The following is a 1,714-nucleotide window of genomic DNA, read 5'->3' as shown; positions in this document are numbered from 1 at the left end:
GGCGGGATCAAGCGGTTAATGCGCCACGATTGAATATTTGCTGGAGTATCTCACGTGGGGTTGCTCCGCCGAGGACTTGTCGTGGTGTGTCGTTGAGTTCGTCTTGCACCCAGGCGACGTGCTCGGGGGTGACTTCGGCGAAGTCGGTGCCTTTCTTGTAGAACCGGCGGCGGATCTCACCGTTGGTGTTCTCGTTGGTCGGCCGCTGCCACGGCGCGTGCGGATCGCAAAAGTACACCTCGCAGCCGTCTTTGATGCGCACACGTGCGGTTTCAGCCATTTCCACGCCTTGATCCCAGGTGATGGTCTTGAGCTGTTCAGCGTTGAGGTCTTTGACCATCTGCTGGATCGTTGCAATCACCGTCATCGATGTGTGTTCGGTGGGCAGATGACCAAGCAGGGTGTAGCGGCTGGTGCGCTCCACCAGGGTAATCAGCGCGCTTTTGCCGCCGGTGCCGATAACAAGATCGCCTTCCCAGTGCCCGGGGATTGCCCGGTCGTCAGCCTCTGGGCTGCGCTTGGTGATTTCAGCACCTTTGATCCACGGCTTACCCGTTAACACACCGGCATTACGGGGCCGGGCTTTTCGCCGCTTGCCGCCACGGATGAGCACATCTTGGGTCTTCATCACCGCTTCAAGCTCGGCGCGCAAGCTGCCTTTGCCCTGGATGTACAAGGCACTGTAGATCGCTTCGTGGGAAATACGCATGCTTTCATCATCGGCGAAAGCATGCTGAAGCCACACACTGATGCGCCCGGGCGACCACCGGCGGGCAAGACACGTCACCACCACAGCACGAAGTGCCGGGTTGTCGTCGAGCTTGCGCACCTTCGGCCGATGCGCACGCGCCTTAGCGCCCAGGCCGGCTTGCCGGGCGTTGTAGTACACCGTGGCCTCACCGTCTTCGCCGGGAACTTCCCACCCGTTGCGGGCGATTTCCCGGCTGATCACGCTATGGTGGCGCCCCAGAAGTGCTCCGATCTGTCTGGCTGACATTCCCTGGTTGCACCCATGTTGGATCGTCAGGCGGTCTTCATACGACAGTCGGACTCCGCGGCCGACTTTCACACGGTCCTCGGCATAGTCGGCAGGCGCGTGACCTGCCTGTGTTTTCATTGGTGCTGGCACGGAATCAACTTTGCTGTGTGCAGGTGGTTTTACCGTGCAAGCCTCCGGCGTGTCCGCGCGCTGTGACGCATCACGGTTTCCGCCCGCCTTCTCCTGGCGTGCTTGCTGCACCCAGCGATACACCGAATTCGCAGACCGGTCGAACGCCGCCGCAACCTTGTCAACCGGCTCACCAGCCAGCACCCGTGCGACCGCGTCAGCTTTCTGCTGCGGGGTGATGCGGGGCTTTTGCTGCAGTTCGGTGAGCACACCGACTTTCGCCAACCGCTGGTACAACGCCCCTGGTGACATGCCTAACGTCGCAGCCGCATCCGGTACCGACATACCTGAAGCCACCAGCGCCACCGCCTCGTTGATGAGCTGGTCGCGTGCACGTGCCAACGCCTTCTTCGGTGGGAGTGCGCCTGCTTGCTTGACCCATTCATAAACCGTGGCCTCTGCCACACCGGCCTCACGAGCAATCTCGCCGACATCATCGCCTGCAACAAGCCGCGCCACAGAAGTAGCCTTCACATCTTTCGGAGTCCAACGACCAGCCACAACAACCTCCAAGTCGAGGTGGCGCATTCACCCACTGACAACTCC

General features: G+C 61.1%; 1 protein-coding gene and 1 pseudogene. Both read right to left on the bottom strand.

Annotation, left to right across the window (positions count from 1 at the left end):
- Positions 1-7 precede the first annotated feature (7 nt).
- The gene (locus tag QP119_RS11420; protein WP_237023766.1) at positions 8-1,117 is read right to left on the bottom strand and encodes an IS30 family transposase; all 1,110 of its coding nucleotides are present in this window, start codon (positions 1,115-1,117) and stop codon (positions 8-10) included.
- An 87-nt stretch (positions 1,118-1,204) separates the two neighbouring features.
- Positions 1,205-1,420 (bottom strand): annotated as a pseudogene (locus QP119_RS11415) (transposase); the annotation flags it as partial.
- Positions 1,421-1,714: the final 294 nt, after the last annotated feature.

It is taken from the genome of Corynebacterium frankenforstense, from assembly GCF_030211955.1.
GTDB lineage: Bacteria > Actinomycetota > Actinomycetes > Mycobacteriales > Mycobacteriaceae > Corynebacterium > Corynebacterium frankenforstense_A.
This window is presented reverse-complemented; position numbering and strand designations above follow the sequence as displayed.

Bases quoted from the DNA above. Each gene is read 5' to 3' on its own strand.
- QP119_RS11420 (WP_237023766.1), bottom strand. From the start codon at position 1,117: ATGAAAACACAGGCAGGTCACGCGCCTGCCGACTATGCCGAGGACCGT.